Here is a 26312-nt window from a genome sequence, read left to right on the forward strand (position 1 = left end):
GGTCGAATGTCTTTAGCGAACGTTCAGTAACCTTGGAGTCCGGTACACCTCACCGGCGGCGGTGGCGGAACCGCGTGGGGCGGCGCCGGTCGGCCGCCGGGTGTGGCCCGGCCGGGCCCGCCGGTCCGTCGGTTCCGCCAGTCCTGAAGGAGACGAAACCCCATGACCACAGCCGTCATCGTCGACGCCGTACGCACCGCGTCCGGCAAGGGCAAGCCCGGCGGCGCGCTGTCCGGCACCCACCCGGTCGACCTGCTCGCACACACGCTGCGCGCGCTGGTCGAGCGCAACGGGCTCGACCCCGCGTCGGTCGAGGACGTGATCGCGGGCTGTGTGTCCCAGGCCGGCGACCAGTCGCTGAACATCGCCCGCAACGCGGTGCTCGCCGCCGGATTCCCGGAGAGCGTGCCCGCGACGACCGTGGACCGGCAGTGCGGATCCAGCCAACAGGCCGCGCACTTCGCCGCGCAGGGCGTGATCGCCGGCGCGTACGACATCGTGATCGCGGGCGGCGTCGAATCGATGAGCCGGGTGCCGATGGGCTTCGCCGCGCGCGGGGGCGACCCGTTCGGCGAACTGCTCGGCAAGCGCTACCCGCAGGGGTTGATCCCGCAGGGCTATTCGGCCGAACTCATCGCGGCCCGATGGAACCTGGACCGCGAGACGCTGGACCGGTTCTCCGCACGCTCGCACCGGCTCGCCGCACGGGCCGGCGCGGAGGGCGCGTTCGACCGGGAGATCGTGCCGATCACCCTCGACGGCGGTGAGCACCGGGTGGACGAGACGGTGCGTCCCGCGACCACCGAGGAGGGGCTGGCCGGACTCAAGCCCGCGTTCGTGGACGAGGGCATGGGCGCGCGCTTCCCGGAGATCGACTGGCGGATCACCCCGGGCAACTCGTCGCCGCTCACCGACGGCGCCTCCGCCGCGCTGATCATGAGCGAGGAACGGGCGACCGCGCTCGGCCTGACCCCGCGGGCCCGCTTCCACGCGTTCGCGGTGACCGGCGACGACCCGCTGTTGATGCTCACCGGGGTCATCCCGGCCACCCGCAAGGTGCTCGAACGGGCCGGGCTGGGCATCGACGACATCGACGCGTTCGAGGTCAACGAGGCGTTCGCGCCGGTGCCGTTGGCGTGGGCGGCGGACGTGGGCGCCGACCTGGAGAAGGTGAACGTGCGCGGCGGCGCGATCGCGATCGGCCACCCGCTCGGCGCGTCCGGCGGGCGGTTGCTGAGCACGCTGCTGGGCGTGCTGGAGTCCACGGGTGGCCGGTACGGCCTCCAGACGATGTGCGAGGGCGGCGGGATGGCCAACGCGATGATCATCGAACGCCTGTGAGCTCGCGGATCCACCGCACCCGGGCCGCGTGATCGCGGTTCGCACCCGATTTCCCGTCCGTCTTCCCGTTGTTGCTCGACCCCGCACTTGACTGTTACGGAGACACATACATGCGCATCGAAGGCACCACCGCCCTGGTTACCGGCGGCGCCTCGGGCCTGGGCCTGGCCACCGCCGAACTGCTCGTCGCGAAGGGCGCCTCGGTCGTACTCTTCGACCTGCCCTCCTCGCAGGGCAAGGGAGTTGCCGAACTGCTGGGCGAGCGAGCCGTGTTCGTGCCCGGCGACGTGACTCGAGAGGACGACGTACGGGCCGCGGTGGAGGTGGCCGACGCGGACGGCAGGTTGGCCATCACGGTCAACTGCGCGGGCGTGGCCGACGCGGCGCGGACGGTGGGCCGCAAGGGCGCCTTCCCGCTGGACGTGTTCGCGCGGGTGGTCAACGTCAACCTGATCGGCACCTTCAACGTGCTGCGGTTGGCCGCGGAGCGGATGGTCGGGCACGATCCGGTGGACGGCGAGCGCGGCGTGATCGTGAACACCGCGTCGGTCGCGGCGTTCGACGGGCAGATCGGGCAGGCCGCGTACAGCGCGTCCAAGGGCGGGATCGCGGCGATGACGCTGCCGATCGCGCGGGACCTGGCGGGGTTGGCGGTGCGGGTGATGACGATCGCGCCCGGCCTGTTCGAGACGCCGCTGCTCGGGTCGTTGCCGGAGGCCGCGCGGGCGTCCCTCGGGGCGCAGGTGCCGCATCCGAGCCGGTTGGGGCGGCCGGCGGAGTACGCGTCGCTGGTCGCGCACATCGTGGAGAACCAGATGCTCAACGGCGAGGTGATTCGGTTGGACGGGGCGATCAGGATGGCGCCGAAGTAGGCGCTGGGCGCTGGGCCTTTTGGCCTCAAGCGCCGGCCGGGCTGGGTTACCCGGCCTCCGGCCGAGGTGGCCTCAAGCGCCGGCCGGGCTGGGTTTTCGGTTTGGTCGGCGTTTGGTGTGGGGTGTGGGTCGGGGTGGCCTCAAGCGCCGGCCGGGCTGGGTTTTCGGTTTGGTCGGCGTTTGGTGTGGGGTGTGGGTTGGGGTGGCCTCAAGCGCCGGCCGGGCTGGGTTTTGGTTCGGGTGGCGCTTGGTGTCGGGTGTGGGTTGGGTGGCCTCAAGCGCCGGACGGGGTGAGATTGGCTCGGGCGGTGCTGGGCGTTGGTGTTGGTTGGGGTGGCCTCAAGTGCCGGGTGGGCTGGGTTTTGGGGTGTGGCCGACTGTGGCCAAGGAGATTTGCACGTAGCGGTCGGCGATCTGGGATGGGGTCAAGGGGCCCGTGGAGCGGTACCAGTCGGCGACGGCCTGGCAGCAGGTGAGGACGGCGCGGCCGGCGTCGACGGGGTACGGCGTGCTGAACTCGCCCAGTGCGACGCCGTCGCGGACCGCGTCGTGCATCAGGGCCTCGAGTTCGTCGCGCATCGCGACGTAGCGGGCGCGGTTGTCGGGTTCGAGGCTGCGCATCTCGGTGTCCAGGAAGGCCAGCGGCGCGCGGTTGGCCATGTACAGCACGATGCACTCGACCAGTGCGGCGAACCGCGCGGTGGGCGCGTCGTCCGCCTCGGCGAGTGCGCCCCGGCAGCGGCCGAGCGCGGCGTTCATCGAGCCGATCAGCAGCTCGACCAGCAACGCCTGTTTGTTCTGGTAGTGGTAATACAGCGCCGGCACCGTCACACCGACGCGGCGCGCGATGTCGCGCACCGTCGTGCCGTGATACCCGTGCTCGTCGAACGCGGCCAGCGAAGCGGCCAGGATCGGCGGCAGCAGCAGCGGATCGTACGCGCGCCAGTCGGTGTGGCCGTCGGCGCGCAGATCGGCCGCGAGTGGCTCCGCCATGGGGTCCGGCTCCTGATTCCGCGCACGGGCTCCGGCCATTCCGGGGCGCATCGTCTTGGTTGTGGACATTCTAGCGATCGCTCGCTAGGTATCCACGGGCCGGCCGCGCGAACGCGGGCCCGGCGGTCGCGTGGGTCGGGAGTGGTCAGCCGCCGATCTGCTGGAGCGTTTTGACCAGTTCGGCGAAGCCGATGCCGACCTCGTCGAGGACGCGCAGGAGGGCCGGCGGCGGGTCGCCGATCTGGCGGTTGAGCGGGCCGACCCGGCCCGGGACGCTCGCCAGGTCGCCGCCCCGGAAGCGCGACTCGGGGTCGGCCGGGGGACGTATCTGATAGCTGCGCCAGTTCCGCGCGGGCCAGTTGAGCAGCGTCAGGTCGGGCGCGTCCCAGGCCATGAAGGCCCAGCGGCGTTCGTTCCCGGCCTGGATCAGCACCGCCTCGCCGTACTGCGCCAGACGCGTCGCGGCCACCGCCGCGATCGGGACCGGGTTGCCGAACGAGCCGGTGATCCGCCAGATCCCATCCTCGATGCCGGCGACCCAGCCGTGGGCGGCGAACTCCTCGATCGCGTCGGCGTACGGACTGTCCTCGACCGGGAGGGCCGGGATCGGTTCGAGGTCGGTGCGTGTGGGGACGTGCGGGGCGGACGTCACAGCGGACGCGGCGGGGGCGACGGGTGAGGGAGCCGGCCCGGGCGACGGAGCCGCAGCCGCAGCCGCAGCCGGAGTCGGTGTGGGCGTGGCCTGTGGTGCGGCCGTGGCCTCGACCGGGCGCGGCGCGACCACGGCGGTCGACGCGGCGGGCCGCGGCGTCGACGGCGTGATCGGCGTGGGCTCCGGGCGCGGGGTGAGCCGTGTCTCGCTCGGTCGCGCGGCGGCGGCCGGGCTGTACGCGAACACCACCGCGGAGTGCAGCACGCTGCCGTCGGCGCGCGTGACACTGCCCCGTACCGCCGGACCCAGACCGGCCGCGGGCGGGAAGCCGGCGCTCGTCGCACCGCTCGCGATGGTGCCCAACTCCCGCCAGGAGCCCGGCGATCCGTCGGCGGAGGTGCTCACCGTGACCGGCTCGCGGGCGGCCTCGGACAGCACCACCCGCAGTCCCGCGCCGTCCGCTTGGGCCCCGAGCAGGACGAGTTCGGCACCGGCCGCGACGCCGCGCAGCGCGTCCAGGCCGGCGGGCGAGGTGGCGCGCCCACCGCCGAGCGGCAGCAGGTCGGTGCCGACCGTGCGTACCGCGAGGTCGAGACCGCCGCCGCCGGCCGCGGTGTCCGCGAACGCGGTCCGGGTCAGGTCGGCGTTGCCGGTCAGCGCGAACCAGTGCTCGCCGATCCGCCACTGCGCGAACCGGCCGTGCGCCGGCCGCTGTTCGGGCAGTACGAGCACATCGGCCGGGCGGCCGGCGAGCGCGGAGCGCAGCAGCGTGCCGGTGTAGCCGGACCAGTTCTCGTGCACACCCACCCGCACCCGCGCCGGGGACAGCCGCGCGATCAGCTCGCGCAGCGTGTCGCCCGTCGTGTCGACGGCCGGCGCGTACACGTGCAGCTCCTCGACCGGACCGGCCGGCACCTGGGCCAGCAGTGAACGGTCCAGGTTGTCCAGCAGCCGGGCCTCGGGACCGGGCGTCTCGTCCGCCATGATGTGTCGCTCGGTCAGCAACCCGGCGATCTCGCGCAGGTACTCGCCGGCCCACGGGGCCATCGTGACGCCGTCCAGGTCGGGCAGCTTGTCCAGCCAGTCGGCCACGTCGGCGAGCAGCGCGTTGGACGCGTCCTGCTCGGTCTCGACCACCGTCCACAACCGGTCGTCGGCCCAGCCGGGCAGCGCGGGGGTGCCGCCGCCGATCGCGATCCGGCACGCGTGCTCGCCGAGCAGCACCACCAGCTTGGCGCGCAGGCCACCGGGACAGACGGTGGGCGCGTAGAGGTAGTCACGGCCGGCGCCGCGCACCTCGACCGGGTCGTGTGTCTCCTGCGCGGCGTCCCCCAGGATCGCGACGCGCGCGGAGAGGTCGCGGGCGAGCGGTACGGCCACGCGCTCCAGGTACGGCAGGTCGATGCCCAGGCCGATGAACAGGGCCTCGTGCAGGGCGGCGCCGTCGGCGCGCTCGTGCCATTCCCGCAGGAGCGTGACGGGGGATGCGGATCGGGTGTGCTGCGACGCGGTCATATGTCGATGTCCAAGGTCGTTCGTCCCGAGGGGATGGCGTGCGGGTGCGGCTCGCGGATGCGGTCGGTGGAGCCTTCGACACGATTCCGATGGTAGGCCCGGTCGCGCGTCGTCGGCGGAGGACCGGCAACCGAACGGGCGCGCCCCGGAACAGCGCCGGTCGGCGTGCGGGCCGCGCGGGTCATCCGAAACCACCTTCCTCGTCGCGAGGATCATCGCAGGAGTCGGCGGCGGCGATGGCAAAGGCCCCACGTCGTGGGCACCATCCGGGGCCGGAGCACCCCCGTGTCCTTATCGCCGACTCGGCTTCCTGAGATATTAGTCCCCTCGGACAAGCGTGAAGTCGGCCGCGTCGAGGGTGGTGTGCGGGCCGGGCGCGTTCCTCGATCCGGTCGACCCGCCGGTTTGCCGATCCTCGCCGATCCCCGCCGCCGACCCGAAACGCGGCCGGGAGCCGAGGAGAATCCGGATATGACGCCGAGCCCGACAGCGCGCAGGAAAAGCCGGACCGCCCTCGCCCGGGAGGCGATCCGCGGTCGGATCCTGCGCTTGGAGATGGTGCCCGGCACGGTGTTCAGTGAGGGGGAACTGGCGGCGGTCCTGGGGATGGGCAAGACGCCGGTGCGCGAGGCGCTCAATCTGCTCACCCACGAGAGCCTGGTCGCGGTCGCGCCGCATTCGGGCTACCTGGTCATGCCGGTCACCCTGCGCGACATCCGCGAACTGCTCGAACTGCGCCTGACGATCGAGACGTTGCTGGCCCGGCTGGCCGCGAGACGGCAGGAGGCGGCGGGGCCGCGCGGGCTGGAGGACACGGCGGACGCGTGGCGGCGGGCGGCGGCGGCCGTGGTCGCGACGGGCGTACCGGGCACGTGTCACCGGTCCGGCTCTCGCGCCGGGGCGGGTGTCGGGCCGGAGCCGCTGGGGTGGCTCGGGCTGGGCGCCGCGCTTGCCGAGCGGGCCGGGAACGGGCGGGCCGCCGAGGTCGAGCACTACGTGCTGCGCCACCACCTCCGGCATGTGTGTCTGGCCGCCGCTCTCGGCGATCCGCGCTGGCCGGCGCCCGATCACGGGGCATTGCGGGCCGCGCTCTCGGCGGGTGATCCGGAGGCCGCGGCGAGCGCCGTCGAGGCCGGCGTCCGGGCCCTGGGCGCGGCGGTGGTCGCCGCGCTGGTGCCGCCGGTCGCCGCGCGGCTGGGCCGTGCGGACGACGACGGATTCGGCACCGAGCCGCCGGCGGAACTGCTCGACCTGGACCTGGGCACGCTGTTGCGCGACGGGTGACGCCGGGCGGTCGGGCCCGTACGCCGCATCGGCCACCACCAGGGTCGGGACGCGGGCCGGGCGGCGGCGTTCGGCGCGCGAGCCCGGGCGATCGCGGTTGGGATGCGGGGCCAGGGGATCACGGTCGGGTCGAGGTTCCGGGTGATCACGGTCCGCGCGCGGGCCCGGATTGCGGTCGCAACGCGGGCCCGGGACACGGTCGGGACACGGGCTCGGTGATCACGGTCGGGACGCGGGCCCGGCGATGTTCACGTCCAGCAGCGCGTCGCTGGAGAGCAACGTGTCCAGCACCCGCTCCCGACATCCGGTCAGCCGGGTGTGCACCGCGCGCCGTGCCGCGCCCGGGTCGCCCGCCGCGAGTGCCTCCAGCAGCGGCGCGTCGTCGCCCGCGATGGTGCGGGGATGCGGACCGTCGGCGGCGACGCACAGCCGGAGCAGCCGGTGGTGCGCGTGCAGGGTGCCGCCCAGCGCGCGGCGCAGATGCCGATTCCCGACCGGCTCGGCGAGCAGCAGATGCAGCCGGGTGTAGCGGTCCAGCCACGCGTCCGGACCCTCGACCGGTCGCCGGGTCCGTACCCAGGCGTCCTCGCGGGCCACCAGCGCGGTGACCTCGGTCGGCCGGCACGCCACCGACGCCGCCGCGTCCTGTTCCAGCGCACGATGCAGGTCGAACAGCTCGCGCGCGGAGCGTACGGTGACCCGGGAGACCCGGTAGCCGCTGCGGGGGATGACCTCGACGAAGCCGTCCTCGGCGAGCAGCGCGAGCGCCTCGTGCACGGGTGTCTTGCTCATGCCCAACTCGCCGGCCACCGCCTTCTCGGTGAACCGCGCGCCGGGCGCGAGTTCCAGGTGCAGCACCCGGCGCCGGATCTCCCGGTAGGCCGAGCCGGTCAACGATCCGGGCCGCCCCTCGCCGCCGGTGCGATAGCCGGGCGGACTCGCATTCGCCATGACGCTCCTCCCTGCGTGGCCGCATCCTACGGGCGCGGCACGGGCCGATCCGGGGTGTGCCCGGGCGGTCGGGCCGGTCGCCGACCGCCGATCCGGGCCGGTGCGAGGGCGGGTCCGACCCGGGTGGGCGCGGACCGGTCCGGTCGGTCCGGGTCGGTCGCGTTCGGCTCGGACCGGCTCCGGTCGGCGCCCGTCGGCGCCCGTCGATCAGTAGAAGTGCCGCAGGTCGGGCCACAGACTCGACCAGGGCCGCGCCGTGCCCGCGCACAGTTCGACCACCGCGTGCTGCTCCTCGTTGTCGACGCCCTTGCCGTTGTCCACCCGGGTGACGAGGCGACAGTCGACGAAGTCCCGGAAGCGTTGCGTGGCCTCGCCCTCGCGCACGATCACCACCGGGCCGTCGGCGCGATCCGGCGGCGGTCCCCAGTCGGCGAAGGACATGTGGCCCGAATACGGCTTGGGCAGTCCGCGGGCGGGACCGTACCGGTCGAGCGCGCCCGCCTCGCCGTAGTTGCCCGCGAACAGCACCGCCCGGTCGCGTTGTTCGGGCGGAATCCGGGTCCAGGCCACCGCCGCGGCGTCGGCCAGTTCCGGCCAGCCGATCTGTTCGCCCTGCTCGGGGTTGATCCCGTTCACCGCGTTCACCTTGGCGGCCGGCAGCAGTGGCAGCGAGATCACCGCGCTGGTGACGGTGGCGATCAGCAGCATCGAGCCGACCGGTACCCGCCTGGCGGGCCGGGCTGCGACCCACCGCACGGTCGGCTCGCAGCCCGCCGCGACCAGGACCAGCAGCAGCGGCAGCGCGTAGTACGACTTGCCGCCCGAGCCGATCACCAGGACGCACAGGACCAGATAGCCGAGCAGTATCGAGCGGGCCCAGCGCAGTTGTTCCGAGCGCCACAGGCAGATCCCGCCGGCCACCCAGATCGGCACGAACAGCGGTGACAGGTAAGCGATTTGCAGCGGAACGAACATGATCCGGTTGGTCGTTCCGTCGTCCGAGCCGATGCCGGCCGCGACGGTGAACTGCGGCCAGTCGTGGCCGGCCTGCCAGATCAGACCGGGCGTAGCGAGCACTACCGCGATCGCGATGCCCCCGCCCAGCCAACGGCTGCGCAACACGTCCCGGGGCCCGACCGCGAACAGGCCGACGAGCAGCGCGACCACGAGATAGCCGACCAGGTACTTGTTGAGCATCGCACCGCCGACGGCGGCCCCGACCGCGAGCCACCAGCGTCCGTCGCCGGTGCGCAACAGGCGCAGCGTGAACCACGCCACCAGGAGCCACGCGAGGATGTCGAGCGTCGCGGTGGACCACAGGTGACCGACGCCGAGCACGATGCCGGACGTGGCCGTGCAAGCCGCCGCGAGTAGTTGGCCGGGCCGGCCGGATCCGAACTCGCGTGCTATCAGCGCGACGACCAGTATGGTGGCCGCGCACGCGAGCGCGGCGAATATCCGCAGATCCTGCGGGTCGTCCCCGAACAACTCACCCGACACGCGGGCGAGTAGCGGGGTGAGCGGAGGCTGATCGACGTAACCCCAGGCGAGGTGCCGGCCGGCCACGACGAAGTACAGCTCGTCGCGATGGAAGCCGTAGCGCGAGGACACCGCCGTCTGCACCGCGAAGACCGCGAACATGATCAGCGAGACGGGCAGGGTGGCCAGGGGCGGCAGGGCTCGCGGCGCCGGAGCGGGCAACAGCGGTTCGGTCGACGTGCGTTTCTCCACACGGCTCATTACGTCATGGTGCCGGATCGGGCATCCCCACGGCAGAGACTCGCACGCGGGTCCGGACAACGAGTCGGGAACGAATTCCGGCACCTCTTCCTCCGGATCGGCGCGAAATCGGCGCGATCCGGGATGTCCGTTTGCCGGCGCGGTGACCGAATCCGGCCCACACTGTCATTCGGGGGTGGGCCTGCCATGGACACGCGAGGTTCGGGTCGTCTTGTCGCCGCCCGATACCGGCTGCTCGAGCAGTTGGGTTTCGGGGGCATGGGTGTGGTGTGGCGCGCGACCGACGAGCTGTTGCACGTCGAGGTCGCGATCAAACAGGTGAGCATCGGCGATTGGCTCCCGGACGCGGAACGCGAGCAGCGCGTCGCCCGGGCGATGCGCGAGGCGCGGAACGCGGCGCGGCTGCGCGGGCATCCGCACATCGTCAGCGTGCACGACGTGGTGGTCGAGGACGGCGTGCCGTGGATCGTGATGGAGTACGTGCCGTCCCGCACGCTGGCCGAGGTGGTTGCCGAGGACGGCCCGCTGACGGTGGAGCAGGTCCGGGTGGTCGGGACCGCGCTGGTGGACGCGCTGGCCGCGGCGCACGCGCTGGGCATCGTGCACCGCGACGTCAAGCCCGCGAACGTGCTGTTCGCGCCGACCGGGCGGATCGCGCTGGTCGACTTCGGCATCGCGGTGCACGAGGACGACGCGGGGCTGACCGCGTCCGGGGTGATCGGGACGTTGGAGTACATCGCGCCCGAACGGCTGCGCGGGGACGCCGCGACGCCGGCCGCCGATCTGTTCTCGCTGGGCTGCACGCTCTTCCAGGCGGTGGAGGGCACTTCGCCGTTCCGGCGCGAGCAGGCGTACGCGAGCATGGCCGCGGTGCTGGGTGAGCCGCCGCCGAGGCCGCGCCGGGCGGGGCCGTTGACCGAGGTGATCCTTGGCCTGTTGGACAAGGATCCGGCGGGGCGGCCGGACGCGGACCGGGTCCGGCTGCTGCTCGCGGCGAACGTGACCGACAGCGGTGCGCGGAACATCGCGCGGCAACTGGCCGCGCCGACGGAGCTCGCGCGGCCCGCGGCGGCCGGGGAGCCGGGGTCGGCGGGGCCGGAAGGTTCCGCGGACGCGGAGGGGTCCGCGGGAGCGCTGGGGCCGGCGGGCGCGGAGGGAACGACCGTGCCGGTACCCGTACATCCGGCCGGTATACCCGCCGCCCCGACACCTGCGGCCTCACCCGCCGCCACTCCGCCTGTCGTGGAGCCGCCGCAGCAGCAGCCGACCCGACCCGCTTCGCCGCCGCTTCGGGCTCAGTCGCCCACCGTGCCGCTGCCCGAGGATCCGGCGGCTGCGCCGCCTCGGCGCCGGCGACTCGCCTACATCATCGGTGCGGTCGTCGCGATCGTCGCGGTGGTCGCGCTGATCGTGGTGGTGAGCCTGCTGGTGAACGGTTCCGGAGACGGGAACGACGACAACGACGGGGACAGCCCGGGGGTGCAGAGTTCGGAGTCGGCTTCCGAGACGCCGACGGATGCCTCCTCCGAGGCGGCGCCCGAGGCGGCGACCGACGCTTCCGGGTCGAGCGACGGGGCCTCGACGGACTCCTCGTCCGAAGCCGAGCAGGCCGTCCCGTCCGGCGGGTCCACCGACGAGAACCCGGCCGGCGCCGGGTCGGCCTCGGGCGCGCCGGCCGGCTGACCGCCGCCCCGGTCGACGCCGGCGCAGCCGCCGCCCGGGCTCGGGAGTCCGTCGGCCACCGCTCCGTCGACGAGCCCACCGAGTGACCCGGGCGCGCCCCTGCCCACCTCCGCCCCGGCATCCCAGGCCGCCGAGCGGCGACCCGCCGCGTCCCACCGGACCCCTCCCGACCCCCTGCCGACCTCTCGCCATCCGGCAACTCCTGTGCGCTGCAAGGTGGATCACCCGAACAAGGACACGTGCGCCGAGGTGATTCGCTGCTACCGTTGCTCCCGACCGTCCGGACGGTCCGGAGGGATGCGGAGCGGGACAGGAGTGCGCCGATGCGCGATCGACTGCTGGACGCGGTGGAACGAATACTGGTCCGGGACGGTGTGGAGGCGGTCCGGCTGGACGCGGTGGCCCGCGAGGCCGGCGTCAGCAAGGGCGGACTGCTGCACCACTTCCCGAGCAAGCAGGCGCTGGTAGAGGGCGTGGTCGAGCGGCTGGCCGACCGATTCGAGGCCGCGCTGCCCGAACCGGGTTGCCCGCCCGGGGCGTTCGCGCTGGCGTGGCTGGACGCGAGCATCCCCGCCGAGTCCCCGACCGGCGACCGCAGCGGCGTCGACCAGGTCCCACTCGCGCTGCTCGCCGCGGCCGGCGGCCCCGAGGTGCTGGCCTGCCTGCGCGAGCGCTACGCGCACTGGCAGCGCCGACTGGCCTCGGACGGCCTGGACCCGGCGGTCGCCGACCTGATCCGGATGGCGGTGGACGGCTGGTGGGCGGCCCGGTTGTTGGACCTGGGCGTTCCGCACGACGCCGCGCACACCGACCTGCGCGCGCTGCTGACCGATCTGGTCCGCACCCGAGGCGGCGCCGCGTGATCGCGGGACTGCTGGTCGGCGGGGCGATCCTGGCCGAGGTCACCGCGACCCTGTCGCTGCGCGCCTCGCACGGACTGACCAGGCTCGTCCCGAGCGCGGTCGTCGCGGTCGGCTACCTGCTCGCGTTCGTGCTGCTCGCGCAGGCGCTGAAGACGTTGAACGTGGGTCCGGTGTACGCGATCTGGTCCGGCCTGGGCACCGTCGGCGCACTGGCCGGCGGCGTACTGCTGTACGACGAGCCGCTCCGGCCGGGCACGGTGCTCGGCATGACGCTGGTGGTCGTCGGCCTGGCGGTGCTCTACCTGTACGGCGGGACGACCCATGAGTAGCGCGGCCGTGCGCTCGCGCGGCGCCGACCTGATGTGCTTCACCCGGGTCTCGATGACCGTCGCCGACGTGGGCTTCCTGGTGTACTGGACCGTCACGCTGTTCGCGCTGATCCCGGCCGAGTACGCGTACAAGGACTACGCCGATCCGGTGATGGGCGACTGGAACCACTCGTTCGTGCCGCTCGACCTCGCGGCCGCGGTGACCGGTGTGGCGGCGCTACGCCTGGGCCGGCGTACCGCGACGGGGAACGCCCACCCGCTGATGCTGATCTCGCTCGTGCTGACCAGCACCGCCGGCCTCCAGGCCATCGCGTTCTGGGTACTGCGCGGCGACTTCGCGCCCGAATGGTGGCTGCCCAACCTGTTCCTGCTGCTCTTCCCGCTTCCCGCGATCGTGCTACTGGTCCGGCGGATGGCGCTCGTGCGGCCGTGAGCGACGCCGGGTAGCGTCTCGGTGCCCAAGCGCGCCGGCCGCACGCCGCCGCCCATCCCGCCCGAGGAGACCACGACGTGTCCAAAACCCCCGAGATCGGCGCCCCGGCGCCGGACTTCACCCTCGACGCGGTGCACCTGACCGGCGGTGAGGCCGAGCGTGCTCCGCTGACCCTGTCCGCCCAGCGGGGCCGCCCGGTCGTGTTGGCCTTCTATCCCGGCGACGACACGGCGGTCTGTACGAAGCAACTGTGCTCATACTCCTCCGGCTTCGAACAATTCACCGATCTCGACGCCACCGTCTGGGGGATCAGCCCGCAGGGCCTGGACAGCCACGAGCGTTTCGCCCGCAAATACGACCTGCGGATGCCGCTGCTCGCCGACACCGAGCACAAGGTGGTCGAGGCCTACGGCATCGGCCTGGGCAGCAACGCCCTGCGCCGAGCCGTCTTCATCATCGACGCCGAGGGCATCCTGCGCTGGAAACACGTGGCCCTCGTCGGCCTCACCTACCGCGGCATCGACACCCTCACCGCCCAACTCGCACTCCTCCGCCGCTGAGCGTGTCGGTGCTCCCGGAGGGCGAGCCGGGAAGTTCGGGGGTGGGAGGCAGGTGGGGCGGTTTCGGGTGGGTCGCCGAGCGACTCCGCGCCCCGGGGACGGGGCTCAGAAGTTCAGGGGTTGGATGAAGGTGGGGGCGCCTTCGGGTGGGCCGCCGCTGATCAGGGCGACTCCGGTGGGGCCGGTGTGGACCGGGCCGCCGGAGTCGCCGGCGGCGCCGGATTGGGTGCTGCGGGCCAGGCCGGTGACCGGGCCCTCGGGGTAGTTGACCGTGACGTCGGTGGCGTCGATGGTGCCGCAGCGGGTGCCGCTGGTGGCGCCGGTGCCGCAGACCCGGTCGTCGAGTCGGGGCCGGGCGAAGCCGGTGATCGTGGTGGTGGAGTCGCCGTCGAGGATGTCGGAGGCCAGGGCCAGGCCCTCGGCCGCCGGGATGACGGCCCAGTCGGCCCCGGGGAAGCGGGACTCGTCGACGGTGCCGATCAGGGTGCCGGTGCCGTCGTACCAGGTGGGTGCGTCGCGGGCGCAATGGCCCGCCGTGCCGGTCGTGTTCGCGCGGTATCCGTTGAAGCCGGCGGTGCAGATGAAGACCGTGCCGGTGAGCCCGCTGTAGAGCGGGCTGCCGCCGTGGAAGCCGGTGGTGGCGGCCCGGGTGTGGGGGCCTGTGGCGGGCCGCCTGGCCACGCGGGTGGTGACCGGCGCGCCGAGTTCGGTGATCTCGACCAGCGCGGGCAACATCCGGGCGGTGTGCAGGAAGGCCGACGTGACCGGGTCGGCGGCGCCGCGCAGCGTCGCGATCGCGAGCGTGCAGCGCCGGTGATCGACGTACCAGTACTGGTTGTTGCCGGCCAGACCGCTCAGGGCGAGCTCGTCCAGGCGATGCCGGAGTGTGCTCAGTCGCGTCAACCGGTCGGCGAGGCAACCGCCGCTGGGCGGGTCGGCCGTGGCCGGGGCGGCCAGACCGGCGAGCACGAGCACGGCCGCTGCGGCCATCGACACCATCGAACGCGTCACGGTGGTCCGCTTCATGCGGGAAACCGTACGGACCGGCGCCCGGCCACAGGCACCGATCACGCCACGGTCACCCGTACGGGCGGCCGAGATCCCCCGCAGGGGCATCGAACGTGTGCCGCTCGGGCGTGACATGGGCCACCCGGATCGATGGGAACCCGTACCACCTTGCGGAACGCATGCAAGGTAAGGCTAACCTAAGTGCGACCTCGCGGGTCGTGCCGTGCCCCGGCCTCCCGCCCTTCCTCGCGCCCGGAGTCCCAGATGTCCTCTTCTCATCGCTCGCTCGCGACCGCCCGGCGGCGCGTGGTTCGGCTGTTCGCCGTGGCGGGGGCGGCCGGCCTGCTGCTCACCGGGTGCGGTTCCGACTCCGACTCGAAGTCCGACGACAAGCCCGCCGCGAGCCAGGGCAGCGGCGCGCCGGCGGGCGGCGACTCGGCCGGCGGCACGCGCACGGTCAAGGACGCGACCGGCACCGCCGTCCAGGTACCGGCCGCTCCCCAGCGGATCGTGGTGCTCACCCAGGAGGATCTGGACGCGGTACTCGCCCTCGGCGTCAAGCCGGTCGGCATCACCAACGGCCAGGGCCTGGACAAGCCGCCGGCCTACCTGGCCGACAAGGTCAAGGGCATAGAGGTGGTCGGGAACCTGCTGCAGCCGGTGATGGACAAGGTGATCGCGGCCAAGCCGGACCTGATCCTGGCCGGCGACATGCAGGACGAGCAGGTGCTCAAGCAGCTTCGCAAGATCACCCCGGCGACGCTGGTCACGATGGCGCCCACCGACGACTGGAAGTTGTCCTTCCGGGGCATCGGCAACGCGGTCAACAAGCTGGACCAGGCGAACAAGGTGATCACCGACTACGAGGCCAAGGCCAAGAAGACCGGCGAGGACCTGACCGCGAACAAGGGCGCCGCAGTGAGCATCGTGCGCTGGAACCCGAACGGCCCGAGCTGGATGGAGAAGCGCCAGTTCGCCAGTGGCGTCGCGCTCGACATGGGGCTGACCCGGCCCAAGGCGCAGGACAAGGACGGCAACGCGCACACCCCCGCGTTGAGCCTGGAGAAGATCTCCGAGATCGACGGCGACTGGCTGTTCCTGGGCACGCTCACCTCGGACGGCGCGAGTGCCCTCAAGGAGGTTCAGGACAAGCCGGCGTACAAGGAGTTGAACGCGGTCAAGAAGAACCACGTGGTCGCCGTGGACGGTTCGGTGTGGTCCACCCGAGGCGGCCCGTTGGCCGCCGGCGTGGTGCTCGACGACCTGAGCAAGGCGCTGTCCGCCACCTCCTGACGTGCCGTCATCGGCAGTGCTCGGCCCCGGGAGCGTCACGCGCCCGGGGCCGAGCCCGTATCGGGGCCGGGCCCGGGGCGGACCGAGCCCCGTGCCATGGCCCGGCCCGCGCCGGACGGCGGCCCGTGGGACCGGGCCACGGTGCCGCCCGCGGGGTCCCGACCGCCCGTTTCGTCTTCGCGCAGAAAGCGACCAGCATCATGGACACACCCATCCTGCACGCGCTGACCGAGGCGGTCGCCGCCGGACGAGTCGACGCCGGGCCCGAGTTCTGGGCCCGGGTCGAGCAGGTCGGCGCCCCGCTGATCGAGCCGGATCCGGGCGATCCCGGGCAGCGGCTGGTCACCTTCGTGTGGCGGGACGACCCGGCGGCGCCCGCGAACGACGTACTCGCGCTGCTGCACACGTTCACCGACCGGGACCGGCACGCGGGCGATCTGACGCCGCATCTGATGCGTCGGGTCGCCGGCACCGACGTGTGGGCGATCACCCATCGGCTGCCCGCCGACCTGCGCGCGTCGTACCAGTTCTTCGTCGGCACCGGTGCGCGCGGTCGGACGTTGCGCACCGATCGCGCCGCCTGGCTGGGCGTGTTGGACGCGGCGGTGCCCGACCCGTACAACCACGCGCCCACGCTGGCCGCGCGGGACGGGCGCAATCCGTCCTCGGTGCTGGCGCTGCCGGACGCGCCCGGGCAGCCGTGGGCACGGCGCCGGCCGGGCGTACCGCGCGGGACGCGGCTGGACACCACGGTGGACGGACGCCGGGTGAGCGTGCTGGTGCCCGCGGGCGTTCGGCACGAGCCCTACCGGGTGGCGGTGTTGCTGGACGGCGAGGTCTGGGGCTCGGTGCTGGAGATCGGTGACACGTTGGACAACCTGCACGCCGACGGCCGGATCCCGCCCACCGTGGCGCTGCTGGTGGACACGATGGGTCGGGAACGGCGGATGGCCGATCTCACCTGTAGCGAATCGTTCGTGGACTGGCTCGCGGACGTGCTGCTGCCGTGGGCCGGCCGGCGTCACGGGGTGAGCGGGGATCCCGCGCACACCGTGCTCGTGGGGCAGAGCGCGGGTGGGCTGACCGCGGCGTTCGGGGCGTTTCGTCGACCGGACCGATTCGGCAACGCGCTGTCCCAGTCGGGGTCTTTCTGGTGGCCCGACCCGGACGAGAGCAACGACGGACCGGAGTGGCTGACCCGACGGTTCGCCACGAGCGAGCGCCTGCCGATCCGGTTCCACCTGGAGGTGGGACTGCTGGAGTGGATGCTCCTCGCGGAGAACCGCCGGTTGCGCGATGTCCTGCTGGAACGCGGATATCCACTTACCTACACCGAGTTCGACGGCGGCCACGACTACGCCTGTTGGCGGGGCGGGCTCGCCGTCGGACTCGTCGACCTGCTGTCAGCCCCGGACGGGCGCTGAGGCTCCGGCCGAATCGGTGCGGGCTGACTCGGGCTCGGGAGCAGTCCCCGGATCCGCTCCCGCTTCGGCTTCGTGACCCGTCCCGGGTGCGGCGCCGGGTCCCGTCCCGGGACCCGGCTCGTCGTCGTCCTCGAACGGTGGCGGTGCCGGTGCCTGGTGTGGCAGGCGCAGCGCGAACAGCGCGCCGAGCGCGACCAGTCCGGCGGTGACCCAGATCGCCGCGCGATACGGCCCCGGCGCACCGGCGTCGTGGCCCGAACCGCCGCCCGCCTCGATCACCGCGGCGCCGGCCGCGATCCCGAGCGAGCCGCCGAGCGTGCGGACGATGGTGAACAGCGCCATCGCGTGACCCATGTCGGCGGGCTCGATCTCGCCGAACCCGGCGATCTGTACGGTCAACACCGCCGTACCCAGAACCAGTCCGACGCAGAACATCAACACCCGTACCGCCCACGCGTTGTCCGCGACGCCCGGCAGCGCGAGCGCGCCGAACACCAGCGCGGCCAGGACCAGGGCCGGTGTGGTGAGCCGGCGCGGGCCGAGTCGGGGCAACAGCCGGTCCACCACCTGTGACGCGAACATCAGGCCGACCGCCTCGGGAAACACCCCGAGCCCCGCGTCCAGCGCCGAAGCGCCCAACGCCGCCTGGTACAGCAGCGGGAAGACGAACAGCACGCCCATCAGCCCGGCCGAGGTGACCAGGGCCAGCGCGGTCGCCGAGCCGAAGGCCCGATCGGCGAGCAGCCGGAGCCGCAACAACGGCTCCTCGGCCCGCAGTTGGTGCGAGATCGCGACCACCGACAGGACCAGGCCGAGGATGCCGGCGATCGCGATGGCGGGCGTGGTCCACCCCTGCGAGGGCCCGAAGCCGAGCGCGTAGGTGAGCAGCCCCAGGGTCGGCGCGGTGAGCCAGAACCCGGTGCGGTCGAACGGCCCGACCACACCGGCGCGGTGCTCACGCAGCCCGAACAGGCCGAGCAGTACGGCGGCCGTGCCGATCGGCACGTTCACCAGGAACAGCCAGTGCCAGGAAAGGTGTTCGGTGAGGAATCCGCCGAGCGGCGGACCCAGCGCGGGCATCAGCGCGGTCGGCACGATCAGCCACTTGGCCAGCCGCATGCGCTCGTGCGGCGCGAACGCGGTGAACAGGATGGTCATCCCGACCGGAGTCAACAGGCCGCCGGCCAGGCCCTGTACGACGCGTGCCAGGACCAGGGATACCAGGTTCTGGGACAGGCCGCACGCGGCCGAGGCCGCGGTGAACACGGCCAGCGATCCCAGGAAGACGCGTTTCGTGCCCAAGCGGTCGCCGAGCCGGCCGGCGACCGGGAGCGCGGCCACCAGGGCGACCAGAAAGGCGATCTCGACCGTGTTCGCGGCCACCGCGGGCCGGTCGAAGTCCTTCGCGATGGTCAGCAGGGCCGGATTGACGATGGTCGAATCCAGGCCGTTCATGCACATCGCGGCGGTGTAGACGGCCACCACGATCCACGCGGACGCACCCTTCGCGGTCGCCGGCGGAGCGGGTCGGGCGCGCTCGCCGGCCGCCGCGGGACCGGGTTCGTCGCGCTCTTCGGTCGCGGCGGAAGCCGGTCCACCGCGCTCATCGGTCACCCCGAAAGCCGGCTCGCTGTGCTCCCCGCTCGCCTCGGGGGCCGGTTCGATGTGCTCCCCGGTCACCGCGCGGCCGGGCCGAGGTCGGTCCAGTGCGTGCCGATCCAGTCCAGCGCGACCGAGCGCGCGCACGGCCCGTGCGCAAGTGTCCAGCCGTCCGGCACTGCGGCGAATTCGGGCCACAGGGAGTGTTGCCCGAGGTCGTTCACCAGGACCCGGAACTCGCCGTCCTCGTCGTCGAACGGGTTCGTCGGGGTGTCGTGGTCACGAGAGGTCATGGGAGTCGTTCTCCAACTCGGTGAGGCGGTCCAGGACCACACGCGCGATCTGCGCGATCGGGCCGGGCAGGGTCATGTCCTTGTGCGAGCAGGCCACGTTCGTGTTGTCGATCCGACCGCTTACGTACGGGGCCCAGGTGTCGGGGGTGAGCGTGTCGTCGATGGTGTCGACGGTGGCCCGGAAGAACAGCACGTCGCCGCGGAAGACCCGGTGGTCGAAGGCCCGCACGAGGTGGTTGGTGTTGAGGTAGATGTCGTTGAGCGCCTCGATCGTGGCCTCGTCCAGCCCGGCCAGCGGACTGCCCTCGCGGCGCAACACCGCGATCACCGACCCGAGTTCGAGCGGCGCGCCGCCCAGACTCTCCGGTCCGTAGCCGCCCATGGTGAGCAGCGCCTCCAGCGCCTCCGCGCGATCGGGCACCGGCAACTCGCGAAAGCCCTCGGCCGGATACGCGTCCAGGATCGCGAGCAACTCGACCTCGTGGCCCAGGTCCTGCAGCCGGGTCGCCATCGCGTGCGCGATGATCCCGCCGGTCGACCAGCCGAGCAGCCGATACGGGCCGTCCGCCCGGACCTCGCGCAGCCGGTCGACGTAGTGCGCGGCCAACTCCTCCAGCGTCCGGGGCAGTGGTTCACCGGCGGTCGCCGGGCCGACACCCTGGGCCTGGAGGCCGTGGATGGGCAGATCCGCCGGCAGGTGCCGGATCAGGCCCGCGTAGCACCAGGACAGGCCACCGGCCGGATGCACGCAGAACAGCGGAGCCCGATCGGTCGAGCCGGCCGGGCGCAGCGGCAGCAGTACGTCCAGCGCGTCGGTGTGCTCGGCCGCCTCCAGCGCGGCGTCCAGGCCGGCGGCCGTGGGCGCCTGGAAGATGGTGCCGATGCCGACGTCCGCGCCCAGCGCGGACTTGATCCGGCCGGCCAGGCGGACCGCGAGCAGCGAGTGGCCGCCGAGGTCGAAGAAGTTGTCGTGCACGCCGACCGCGGGCACACCGAGCACGTCGGCGATCAGCGCGCACAGCCGCTCCTCGCGCGGTCCACGCGGAGCCCGTCCGGCGCCGGCCGATGCGGTGTGGTCCGGGCGCGGCAGTGCCTTGCGGTCCAGCTTGCCGTTCGCGGTCAGCGGCAGCCGGTCGACCACGACCACGGCGGAGGGGACCATGTGGACCGGCAGGGTCGCGGCGGCGTATTCGCGCAGCGCGGGCCCTTGGACGCCGGCCCTCCGGACATCGACCGCTTCGACATCGACCTTTTCGGCATCGGGCCCGGCGACACAGGGCCCGGCGACATCGGGACCGCCGACATCGGGACCGGCGACATCGGGACCGGCGACCACGTAGCCGACCAGCCGCTTGTCCCCGGGGGTGTCCTCGCGCAGCACCACGGCGGCGTCGGCGACCGCCGGATGCCCGGCCAACACCGACTCGATCTCCCCGAGTTCGACCCGGAAGCCGCGAATCTTGACCTGCTGGTCGGCCCGCCCGAGATAGTCCAGGCCGCCGTCCGCGCGGCGGCGCGCCAGGTCGCCGGAGCGATACATCCGGGCCCCCCGCTCGCCGAACCGGGCCGCGTGCGGGTCGGCCACGAAGCGGGTCGCGGTCAACGCGTGCCGACCCAGGTAGCCGCGCGCGAGGCCCTCGCCGGCGACGTACATCTCGCCGGTCACCCCGGGCGGGACCGGTTGGAGCCGGTGGTCCAGGACGTAGACGCGCAGGTCGGGGATGTTCACCCCGATCGTGCTCGCGCTCCCGGCGGCTGCCGACGCGCGAGAGAGCGGATGGTAGGAGACGTGCACCGTGGTCTCGGTGATCCCGTACATGTTCACCAGTCGCGGTGCGTCGTCGGGGTGCCGCTCGTACCAGTCGGCGAGTCGGGCGGGCTCCAGCGCCTCGCCGCCGAACACCACGTAGCGCAGCGCGAGGTCGCGTCCGGGCCGTTCCCGGTCGGCGGCCACCAACTGGTGGAACGCGGACGGCGTCTGGTTGAGCACGGTGACCCGTTCGTGGGCGAGCAGGTCGAGGAACTCGGCCGGGTCGCGGCTGACCAGGTGCGGCACCACGACCAGGCGACCGCCGAACAGCAGCGCGCCCCACAACTCCCAGACCGAGAAGTCGAACGCGTAGGAGTGGAACAGGGTCCACACGTCGTCCGGGCCGAAGCCGAACCAGTGGTCCGTCGCGGTGAACAGGCGGGCCACGTTGTGGTGGGTGACCGGCACGCCCTTGGGCCGGCCGGTGGAGCCGGAGGTGTAGATCACATAGGCCGGATCGCTCGCGCGCAGCGGGCGCTTGCGCTGCTCCTGACGCAGGTCGGAACCCGGGTAGGTGTCGGCGTCCTTGCCGTCCACCGGGATTCGGGGCAGGTCGTGCGCGGGCAGTCGACGTGCGGTCGCCGAGTCGGTGAGCAGCACGGCGGGCGCGGCGTCGTCCAGCATGTAGGCGAGCCGGTCGGCCGGGTAGTCCGGGTCGAGCGGCAGGTAGGCGGCGCCCGCCTTGGCGACCGCGAGCAGCGCGACCACCAACTCGGGGGAGCGCGGCAGCGCGAGCGCGACGATGTCGCCGGGCCCGATGTCGCGGGCGACCAGCAGCCGGGCCAGACGGTTGGCCCGGGCGGACAGTTCGGCGTAGCTCAGCGACAGGCCCGCGCAACTCACCGCGATCCGCGCGGGGTGCGCGCGGGCGGCCTGCTCGTAGCGGGCGACCAGGGTGGCCGAGGCGGTCGCGGTCGCGGTGGGCCCGGCGTTCCACTCGACGAGCGCGCGGTGCCGCTCGGGCTCGTCGAGCAGAGGCAGGGTGTCGATCGGCGCGTCCGGGTCGGCGACGGCGGCGGTGAGCAGTGCGGCGAGCCGGCGGGAGAGCCCGAGTACGGTGGCCCGGTCGAACAGGTCGGTGCGGTACTCGACGAACCCGCCGACGCCCCGGCCGGGTTGCTCGCCGACGTTCAGGGTGAGATCGAACTTGGCCGTTCCGGACGGCACGGCGGTCATCCGCGCGGTCAACGGGCCGAGCGCGAACTCGGTGTCGGGCAACGACTGCCACGCGATCAACACCTGGAACAGCGGGTGTCGGCCGAGCGAGCGCGGCGGGTTGAGCTCGTCCACGACCCGGTCGAACGGCAGGTCGGCGTGGTCGTACGCGGCCAGTGTGGCGCCGCGCACCCGATCGAGCAGGGTGCGGAAGCTCGGCGATCCGGACGTGTCGGCGCGCAGCACCAGGGTGTTCACGAAGAATCCGACCAGGTCGGCGGTGGCGTCGTCGTCGCGCCCGGCGACCGGCGTGCCGAGTGGGATGTCGGTGCCGCAGCCGTGCCGGGTGAGCAGCGCGGCCAGCGCGGCCTGAACGGTCATGAACACGCTGGTGCCGGTCGCTCGGGCCAACTCCGCCAGGCCCGCGTGCGCGGTGGCGTCGAGGTGGAACGGGACCGTGTCGCCCGCGTACGAGGCGATCTGGGGGCGCGGTCGGTCGGTGGGCAGCGCGAGTTCGTCCGGCAGGCCGGCGAGGGTGCGCTTCCAGAAGTCCAGCTGCCGGGTGGCGGACGCGGTGGGTGCGGTGGCGGTGCCGAGCAGGCGGGCCTGCCAGGCGACATGGTCCGGGTAGCGCACCGCGAGCGGCGGGAACAGCGGTTCGCGATCGGTGACCCGGGCCGCGTAGGCGGTGGCCAGATCGCGGGCGAGCGGTGTGGTGGAGGCGCCGTCGCCGGCGATGTGGTGCAGGAGCAGGACCAGCGTGTGGGTGTGTCCGTCGGTGCGGAACAGCGTGCAGCGCAAAGGTGGTTCCGCGGCGAGGTCGAAGCGGTGGCGCACGGCGTCGGCGATCGTCTCCCCGGACGCCGCGAGGCGCAGCTCGGGGCGGGCCTGATCGGGCGTCAGGATCCGCTGGTAGGGCTCGTCCCCGTCCTCGCCGAGCACCGGGTAGACCGTGCGCAGCGTTTCGTGCCGGGCCACCAGGTCGGCCAGCGCGCGCTCGAGCGCGGAGTGGTCCGGCGAGCCGGTCAGGGTCAGCACGAGCGGGATGTTGTAGGTGGGGCTGGGTCCTTCGAGCCGGTACATGAACCACAGTCGCTGCTGCGCGGGCGACAGCGGCAGTCGGTCGCCGGTGCGCGGCACCGGTTCCAGTACCGGGCGCGACTCGGGATCCGTGCCCGCCCGGACCAGTTCGGCCAGGCCGGCGGGGGTCGGCCGGCGGAAGACGTCGGCCAGACCGATCGGTGCCTCGAAGCTCTCCCGGGCCCGTGCGGCGAACCGGGCGGCGAGCAGCGAGTGGCCGCCGAGTTCGAAGAAGTCGGCGTCCCGGGAGGGTTGTTCGGGCAATTCCAGGACGGCGGCGTACAGATCGCAGATGATCTCCTCGTGCAGACCGCGCGGACCCTCCCGCAGACCGGGCGCCACGGGCGTCGGGTCCGGCAGCGCGCGGTGGTCGATCTTGTCGTTGGCGGTGCGCGGCAGCGCGGGCAGGACGAGCACCGCGGCCGGGACCAGGTGTTCGGGCAGCAGGTCGGCGAGGTACGCGCGCAGCGCCTCGGGGTCCGGGGTTTGACCGGCGACCGGGACCACGTAGCCGAGCAGTCGTTTTCCGTGCGCCGCGTCCCGGGCGATCACCGCGGCCTGTGCGACGTCCGGGTGGGTGGCCAACACCGCCTGGATCTCGCCCGGTTCGATCCGGAAGCCGCGAATCTTGACCTGTTCGTCGGCCCGGCCGAGGAGTTCGAGGGTGCCGTCCGCGCGACGCCGGGCGAGGTCGCCGGTGCGGTACATCCGGCCGCCCGGATCGCCGTGCGCGGCGCCGAACGGGTCGGCGACGAAGCGCTCTGCGGTCAGGTCGGGCCGGTTCAGGTAGCCCCGGGCCAGGCACGCGCCGGCGATGTGCAGTTCGCCGGTGACGCCGACCGGGGTCGGCCGCAGCGAGTTGTCCAGGACGTAGGCGCGCGAGGCGCGGACCGGGGCGCCGGCGCCGTCCGGGCCCCAGAAGTAGGCATCGACGGTGGTCTCGGTGGGTCCGTACAGGTTGATCGGCCGGCTGCCCGGGATCGCGGAGAGTCGTTGCCACAGCGGCTCGGGCACGCTCTCGCCGCCGACCACCACGACGGCGGGGTGGTGCCGGCCGGGGGCGTCGAGGCCCTCGGCGAGCAGCGCCTCGGCGTAGGTGGGCGTCACGTCCAGATAGTCGACCCGGTGCTCGTGCAGGTAGTCGAGCAGCGTGGTGGGGTCGCGGTAGCCGGCGTCGTCGAGCAGGTGCAGTTCGTGACCGTGCGCCATCCACAGGATCGGGTCCCACGAGGCGTCGAACGCGAACGAGGCGCTGTGTCCGATCCGCAGCCGGGTGCGCCCGGTGCGCTCGACGGCGGGCGCGATGTGGTCGGTTCCGTGGCTCGCGTACAGATTGGCCAGCGAGGCGTGCGAGACCGCGACACCCTTGGGCCTACCGGTGGAGCCGGAGGTGTGGATCACGTACGCGCTGTGCTCGGGGCGCGGCGGTCGCGGGGTGCGGTCCGGGTGCGCGGCCAGTCGGGCACGGGTGTTCGGGTCGTCCAGGAGCACGGTGTGGATGTCGTGCGCGGGCAGGCCCGCGACCGCCTCGGCGGTGCCGATCAGGCAGCCGGGTCGGGTGTCGGCCAACACGTCGGCGATCCGCCGGGCCGGGTGGCCGAGGTCGAGGAACTGGCAGACGCCGCCCGCCTTGAGCACGGCGAGCAGGGCGACCACGGTGTCCGCGCCGCGGTGCAGCGCGACGGCGACCGGGACCTCGGCGGTGACGCCGGCCGCGATCAGCTCGTGGGCGAGTCGATTGGCGGCCGAATCGACCTCGGCGAAGGTGCGCGCGTCCGTGCCGGCGCGGACCGCGATCGCGTCGGGCGTGCGGGCGACCTGGTGCGAGTACAGCTCGGGCAGGGTCGTGGTGACCGGTGGTTCGGCGCGACCGGCGGTGGCCCGCACGACCTCGTCGGGGGTGAGCAGGTCGATCCGGCCGATCGCCTGCCGGGGTTCGTTGTGCAGCAACTCGACGAGCGCGTCCAGGTAGCGCAGCAGGCCGAGTTCGTGATCGGCCAGAGCGGACGCGCGGTAGCGGGCGGGATGGGCGTCCAGTTCGATCCGCAGGCCGCCGCCGGCGGTCGGCACGACGCCGACGGCCAGGTCGTCCACCGGGCCGGCGGCCAGGTTGTGCACCCGGGCGACCGAGCCGTCCAGATCCAGGTCGCCCTCGAAGGCCTTGATGTTGATCATCGGCCCGTACAGCGGTTGTTCGCTTGCGACGGCGCCGAGTTCGCGGAGCAGGTCCTCCTGGCGGAAGCGCTGGTGTCGGCGGACGGCGCGCAGTTCGAGCACCACCCTGCGCAGCAACTCGGGCGCGGTGTCCCGGGGATGGACCGCGACCCGCAGCGGCAGAATGTTGACCGCCATCGCCGGGGTGCGCAGCGCCGTGGGGCTGCGCCGGTTGAGCAGCGGGAGGCCGAGGATGATCTCCCGGGCACCGGTGGTGCGGTGCAGGTAGCCCGCGGTGGCGGCGATCAGCAGTTCGGCCCAGGTGGCCCGGGCGATCGAGGCGGCCTCGGTGAGCCGGGCGGCACGGTCGGGCGGAAGTTCGACGGCGCGGCGCAGGATCGGGGCCGCGGGCAGGGGAGCCGCGGGCTCCGAGGACAGGGTGACCGGTCGCGGACGGTCGGCGAGGTGATCGAGCCAGAACGCGCGATCGGTGTCGTACGCTTCGCTCGCTCGGTAGTCGACCTCCTCCGCGACCAGGGCGCGCAGGCTGCCGAAGGGGTTGGGGGTGGGCTGGTCTCGGCGGGCGAAGGCGGTGTACAACTCGGCGACCCGGCGGCCGATCAGGGTGAGCGCGTACGCGTCCACGGCGACGTGGTGGACCCGCCGGTACCACCAGTGGTGGTCGTCGGCGAAGCGGAACAGCGCGTGGGTGACCAGGGGTCCGGCGCTCGGGTCGACCGCCCGGTCCAGATCGGCGCGCATCCAGGCCCGGGCCACGGCCTTCGGGTCCTCGGCGGTGCTCAGGTCGACGCGGCGCACCGGGTGCTCGTGGTCGATGACGCGTTGGGTCGAGGTGCCGTCGGCGTCCGCCACCACCAGCAGGCGCAGCGTCTCGGCCTCGACAGCGACCCGGTGCAGTGCGCGGGTGAACAGGTCGGCGTCCAGCGGGCCGCGGATCTCGACCCGGTCACCGGTGTTGTAGACCGGATCCCCCGGGGCCAGCGCCTGGGCGTAGACGATGCCGGCCTGGGCGGCGAGCAGCGGCAGCCGGGCGGCGTCGGGGCCGGCCGCCGGCTCGGGCACGTCGGCCTCGGCGAGGTCCGGGACGGCGGGATCCGGAACGGTGGTCTCGGCCTGGTGGTGAGGCATGGTGTGGAGACTCCCGGGGCGCGACGACGGCAGGCGGCACGTACCGATCCCCGGCACGCGAAGTTAGGTAAGCCTAAGCTATCTTCCGAGGGTCCGTCAGGGTGCCCCCGGGACGAAGAAATCTCGATGAA

General features: G+C 73.1%; 17 protein-coding genes and 1 pseudogene. 10 read left to right on the plus strand and 8 right to left on the minus strand.

What is annotated here, in order from left to right:
- The first annotated feature begins 162 nt into the window (after nt 1-162).
- Both ACIBSV_RS17720 and ACIBSV_RS17725 read left to right on the plus strand, forming a co-directional pair.
- Nucleotides 163-1341 carry a thiolase family protein gene (locus ACIBSV_RS17720; RefSeq protein ID WP_395863908.1) on the plus strand — a complete coding sequence of 393 codons (1179 nt, stop codon included), beginning with the start codon at nt 163-165 and terminating at the stop codon, nt 1339-1341.
- A gap of 110 nt (nt 1342-1451) precedes the next feature.
- The gene (locus ACIBSV_RS17725; RefSeq protein WP_395863910.1) at nt 1452-2213 is read left to right on the plus strand and encodes a 3-hydroxyacyl-CoA dehydrogenase; all 762 of its coding nucleotides are present in this window, start codon (nt 1452-1454) and stop codon (nt 2211-2213) included.
- A 339-nt stretch (nt 2214-2552) separates the two neighbouring features.
- Here ACIBSV_RS17725 and ACIBSV_RS17730 read toward each other — a convergent pair whose 3' ends face one another.
- Together ACIBSV_RS17730 and ACIBSV_RS17735 are read right to left on the minus strand one after the other, a co-directional pair.
- Nucleotides 2553-3206 (minus strand): TetR/AcrR family transcriptional regulator, encoded by a 654-nt coding sequence (locus ACIBSV_RS17730; RefSeq protein WP_395863912.1) that lies wholly within the window; start codon nt 3204-3206, stop codon nt 2553-2555.
- Between the two features lie 145 nt (nt 3207-3351).
- Nucleotides 3352-5373: a hypothetical protein gene (locus tag ACIBSV_RS17735; RefSeq protein WP_395863914.1), complete on the minus strand. Its 2022-nt coding sequence runs from the start codon at nt 5371-5373 to the stop codon at nt 3352-3354.
- A gap of 471 nt (nt 5374-5844) precedes the next feature.
- Between ACIBSV_RS17735 and ACIBSV_RS17740 the strand changes: the two genes are divergently transcribed.
- Nucleotides 5845-6657, plus strand: a complete 813-nt coding sequence (locus ACIBSV_RS17740; protein ID WP_395863916.1) for a GntR family transcriptional regulator — start codon at nt 5845-5847, stop codon at nt 6655-6657.
- A 219-nt stretch (nt 6658-6876) separates the two neighbouring features.
- On the opposite strand, the gene ACIBSV_RS17745 is transcribed toward ACIBSV_RS17740, so the two are convergent.
- Together ACIBSV_RS17745 and ACIBSV_RS17750 are read right to left on the minus strand one after the other, a co-directional pair.
- Nucleotides 6877-7608, minus strand: coding sequence for a GntR family transcriptional regulator (locus ACIBSV_RS17745; RefSeq protein ID WP_395863918.1), 732 nt, complete (start codon nt 7606-7608; stop codon nt 6877-6879).
- A 207-nt stretch (nt 7609-7815) separates the two neighbouring features.
- Complete coding sequence (locus ACIBSV_RS17750; protein ID WP_395863920.1) at nt 7816-9348, minus strand: glycosyltransferase family 39 protein; 1533 nt, start codon at nt 9346-9348, stop codon at nt 7816-7818.
- Nucleotides 9349-9534: 186 nt separating this feature from the next.
- Here ACIBSV_RS17750 and ACIBSV_RS17755 point away from each other — a divergent pair, with 186 nt between their 5' ends.
- The 5 genes from ACIBSV_RS17755 to ACIBSV_RS17775 all read left to right on the plus strand — a co-directional run bounded on the left by ACIBSV_RS17755 (nt 9535) and on the right by ACIBSV_RS17775 (nt 13216).
- Entirely contained in the window at nt 9535-11031 is a 1497-nt protein-coding gene (locus ACIBSV_RS17755) for a serine/threonine-protein kinase (protein WP_395863922.1), read from the plus strand.
- Between the two features lie 323 nt (nt 11032-11354).
- Nucleotides 11355-11894 carry a TetR/AcrR family transcriptional regulator gene (locus ACIBSV_RS17760; protein WP_395863924.1) on the plus strand — a complete coding sequence of 180 codons (540 nt, stop codon included), beginning with the start codon at nt 11355-11357 and terminating at the stop codon, nt 11892-11894.
- Nucleotides 11891-12223: a DMT family transporter gene (locus tag ACIBSV_RS17765; protein WP_395863926.1), complete on the plus strand. Its 333-nt coding sequence runs from the start codon at nt 11891-11893 to the stop codon at nt 12221-12223. The genes ACIBSV_RS17760 and ACIBSV_RS17765 overlap by 4 nt, the downstream gene beginning before the upstream one ends.
- Entirely contained in the window at nt 12216-12656 is a 441-nt protein-coding gene (locus tag ACIBSV_RS17770) for a DUF5360 family protein (protein WP_395863927.1), read from the plus strand. Before ACIBSV_RS17765 ends, ACIBSV_RS17770 begins: the two co-directional genes overlap by 8 nt.
- 77 nt (nt 12657-12733) lie before the next feature.
- Nucleotides 12734-13216 carry a peroxiredoxin gene (locus ACIBSV_RS17775; protein ID WP_395863929.1) on the plus strand — a complete coding sequence of 161 codons (483 nt, stop codon included), beginning with the start codon at nt 12734-12736 and terminating at the stop codon, nt 13214-13216.
- 105 nt (nt 13217-13321) lie between these two features.
- On the opposite strand, the gene ACIBSV_RS17780 is transcribed toward ACIBSV_RS17775, so the two are convergent.
- Nucleotides 13322-14242, minus strand: coding sequence for a S1 family peptidase (locus tag ACIBSV_RS17780; protein ID WP_395863931.1), 921 nt, complete (start codon nt 14240-14242; stop codon nt 13322-13324).
- Between the two features lie 246 nt (nt 14243-14488).
- Between ACIBSV_RS17780 and ACIBSV_RS17785 the strand changes: the two genes are divergently transcribed.
- Both ACIBSV_RS17785 and fes read left to right on the plus strand, forming a co-directional pair.
- Complete coding sequence (locus ACIBSV_RS17785; protein WP_395863933.1) at nt 14489-15517, plus strand: ABC transporter substrate-binding protein; 1029 nt, start codon at nt 14489-14491, stop codon at nt 15515-15517.
- A gap of 200 nt (nt 15518-15717) precedes the next feature.
- Nucleotides 15718-16941 (plus strand): enterochelin esterase, encoded by a 1224-nt coding sequence (gene fes / locus ACIBSV_RS17790; RefSeq protein WP_395863935.1) that lies wholly within the window; start codon nt 15718-15720, stop codon nt 16939-16941.
- Nucleotides 16942-17031: 90 nt separating this feature from the next.
- Here the strand turns inward: fes and ACIBSV_RS17795 are convergent.
- From ACIBSV_RS17795 to ACIBSV_RS17805, 3 genes and pseudogenes are all read right to left on the minus strand, one after another.
- Nucleotides 17032-18443 (minus strand): annotated as a pseudogene (locus tag ACIBSV_RS17795) (DHA2 family efflux MFS transporter permease subunit); the annotation flags it as partial.
- 174 nt (nt 18444-18617) lie between these two features.
- Nucleotides 18618-18833, minus strand: a complete 216-nt coding sequence (locus ACIBSV_RS17800) for an MbtH family protein (protein ID WP_395863937.1) — start codon at nt 18831-18833, stop codon at nt 18618-18620.
- Complete coding sequence (locus ACIBSV_RS17805) at nt 18820-26181, minus strand: amino acid adenylation domain-containing protein (RefSeq protein WP_395863939.1); 7362 nt, start codon at nt 26179-26181, stop codon at nt 18820-18822. The genes ACIBSV_RS17800 and ACIBSV_RS17805 overlap by 14 nt, the downstream gene beginning before the upstream one ends.
- Nucleotides 26182-26312 lie beyond the last annotated feature (131 nt).

Source organism: Embleya sp. NPDC050154 (assembly GCF_044460165.1).
In the GTDB taxonomy this organism is placed as follows: domain Bacteria; phylum Actinomycetota; class Actinomycetes; order Streptomycetales; family Streptomycetaceae; genus Embleya.

Excerpts from the sequence above, each read along its gene's own strand:
- ACIBSV_RS17780 (WP_395863931.1), bottom strand. The coding sequence starts at position 14,242 with ATGAAGCGGACCACCGTGACGCGTTCGATGGTGTCGATGGCCGCAGCG.
- ACIBSV_RS17740 (WP_395863916.1), top strand. The coding sequence starts at position 5,845 with ATGACGCCGAGCCCGACAGCGCGCAGGAAAAGCCGGACCGCCCTCGCC.
- ACIBSV_RS17745 (WP_395863918.1), bottom strand. The coding sequence starts at position 7,608 with ATGGCGAATGCGAGTCCGCCCGGCTATCGCACCGGCGGCGAGGGGCGG.
- ACIBSV_RS17785 (WP_395863933.1), top strand. The coding sequence starts at position 14,489 with ATGTCCTCTTCTCATCGCTCGCTCGCGACCGCCCGGCGGCGCGTGGTT.
- ACIBSV_RS17730 (WP_395863912.1), bottom strand. The coding sequence starts at position 3,206 with ATGGCGGAGCCACTCGCGGCCGATCTGCGCGCCGACGGCCACACCGAC.
- ACIBSV_RS17805 (WP_395863939.1), bottom strand. The coding sequence starts at position 26,181 with ATGCCTCACCACCAGGCCGAGACCACCGTTCCGGATCCCGCCGTCCCG.
- ACIBSV_RS17725 (WP_395863910.1), top strand. The coding sequence starts at position 1,452 with ATGCGCATCGAAGGCACCACCGCCCTGGTTACCGGCGGCGCCTCGGGC.
- ACIBSV_RS17720 (WP_395863908.1), top strand. The coding sequence starts at position 163 with ATGACCACAGCCGTCATCGTCGACGCCGTACGCACCGCGTCCGGCAAG.
- ACIBSV_RS17760 (WP_395863924.1), top strand. The coding sequence starts at position 11,355 with ATGCGCGATCGACTGCTGGACGCGGTGGAACGAATACTGGTCCGGGAC.
- fes (WP_395863935.1), top strand. The coding sequence starts at position 15,718 with ATGGACACACCCATCCTGCACGCGCTGACCGAGGCGGTCGCCGCCGGA.
- ACIBSV_RS17755 (WP_395863922.1), top strand. The coding sequence starts at position 9,535 with ATGGACACGCGAGGTTCGGGTCGTCTTGTCGCCGCCCGATACCGGCTG.
- ACIBSV_RS17800 (WP_395863937.1), bottom strand. The coding sequence starts at position 18,833 with ATGACCTCTCGTGACCACGACACCCCGACGAACCCGTTCGACGACGAG.
- ACIBSV_RS17735 (WP_395863914.1), bottom strand. The coding sequence starts at position 5,373 with ATGACCGCGTCGCAGCACACCCGATCCGCATCCCCCGTCACGCTCCTG.
- ACIBSV_RS17750 (WP_395863920.1), bottom strand. The coding sequence starts at position 9,348 with ATGAGCCGTGTGGAGAAACGCACGTCGACCGAACCGCTGTTGCCCGCT.
- ACIBSV_RS17770 (WP_395863927.1), top strand. The coding sequence starts at position 12,216 with ATGAGTAGCGCGGCCGTGCGCTCGCGCGGCGCCGACCTGATGTGCTTC.